Source organism: Pseudomonas urmiensis (assembly GCF_014268815.2).
Classification (GTDB): Bacteria; Pseudomonadota; Gammaproteobacteria; order Pseudomonadales; family Pseudomonadaceae; genus Aquipseudomonas; species Aquipseudomonas urmiensis.
In genome coordinates, this window is record NZ_JABWRE020000004.1 from 1 (window position 1) to 1,969 (window position 1,969).

The window sequence follows — 1,969 nt, forward strand, 5'->3', positions numbered from 1 at the left end:
CCTACCCGCTGCCGAAAATCGGCAAGCACCATTACGACGCCATCGAAGGCCTGGTGCTGATTCGCACCCAAGAGACGCAACTGGTCATCGCCCGCGGCTATGCCAGCCAGGAAAGCTACCAGCGCCAGGGCGAGCGCTTCGTGCTGCAGAGCATCCGCCAACGCGGCGGCGCGCGTATCGACCTGCACTATGAGCACCATCACCAGGGCACCCCGGTGCTGTCGGACCTAGTGACCTACCAGAACGAGGTGCAGCACCAGCACCTGGCCACCGCGCTCGACGAACACGGTCGGATCAGTGCGCTGTGGCAGGTGCGCAACGGCCAGCCACACCGCCAGCTGGCCGCCTATCGCTACGACGAACACGGCGACCTGCTGCAGGCCGACGATGAGCACCAGGCCAGCTGGAGCTACCAGTACCAAGATCACCTGATCACCCGTTACAGCGACCGCAGCGGGCGCGGCATCAACCTGCAATGGCAAGGCACCGGGCCTGACGCCAAGGCGGTGCGCGAGTGGGCCGACGATGGCAGCTTCGATACCCGCCTGGCGTGGGATGCCGATGTTCGCCTGACCTGCGTCACCGACGCCCACGGCCAGGTCACCAAGCACTACTACGACGGCCTGGGCTTTACCTACCGGGTGATTCATCCCGATGGCAGCGAAGAGTGGTTGCTGCGCGACACCGCCAAGAACATCACCCAGCACCTGCACGCCGATGGCAGCACCGAGCGCTTCGCCTACGACGAGCGCGGCAACCTGCTGCAACATACCCGCGCCGACGGCAGTTGCGTGCACTACGCCTACGACGACCACGACCAGCTGCTCAAGACCCGCGACGCCGAAGGCGGCCTGTGGCGGCGGGACTACGACCAGCGCGGCAACCTCATCGAAACCATCGACCCGCTGGAAAACACCACCCAGTACCGCTACAACAGCGACAACCTGCCCATCGCCGTAATCGATGCCAATGGCAACGAGAAGACCCTCGCCTACACCGCCGACGGCCTGCTCAGCCAGTACACCGACTGCTCCGGCCACACCCGCCACTGGCACTACGACCCCTGCGGCCAGCTGATCCGCTACACCGACGCCCTCGGCCAAGTCACCGAGTACGCCTACGAAGCCGGCCAACTGGCCCGCCTCACCCACCCCGACCACAGCCACGAGCAGTTCGAGCGCGACGCCGAAGGCCGCTTGCTCAGCCATACCGACGCGCTGCAGCGGCGCACCTGCTGGGCCTACAACGTCGCCGGCCTGATCGCCACACGCACCGACGCCCAGGGGCACACCCTCGACTACCGCTGGGACCGCCTCGGCCGCCTGCTCGAGCTGCGCAACGAAAACCACAGCAGCGCCCGCTTCAGCTACGACAGCATGGGCCGCCTGCTGAGCGAGACCGGCTTCGACGGTAAACGCCGCAGCTACCATTACCACGCCGAAAGCGGCGTGCTCGCCCAGCAGCTGGACGAAGACCGGATCATCGAGTTCGCCTTCGACCCGCTCGGCCGCCTCAGCCAACGCCACGCCGGCCACCGCCATGGCCAGCACTGGCAAAGCGAAGCCTTCCACTACGACGGCAACGGCCAGCTGCTCATGGCCGAGAACAGCCAGAGCAAGCTGCAGTGGTTCTACGACCGGGCCGGCAACCTCAGCCGCGAGCACCAGTACTACCGCTTTCTCGACACCCCCAGCGTGGCCATCTGGCAGCACGAGTACGACGCCCTCAACCAACGCTGTGCCACCACCCGCCCGGATGGCCACCGGGTCAGCTGGCTGACCTACGGCAGCGGCCACCTACTGGCGATCAAGCTCGATGACGCCGAGCTGCTCAGCTACCAGCGCGACGCCCTGCACCGGGAAATCGGCCGCGTGCAAGGCAACGGCCTGCAGCAACGCCAGCAATGGACGGCCAACGGCTACCTGCACACGCAAAGCCTCACCCGGCCCGGCAGCAACGACTACCTGCG

1 pseudogene is annotated in these 1,969 nt (G+C 66.5%); it reads left to right on the forward strand.

What is annotated here, in order from left to right:
• A pseudogene (locus HU737_RS26075) lies at nucleotides 1-1,969 on the forward strand (RHS repeat-associated core domain-containing protein); the annotation flags it as partial.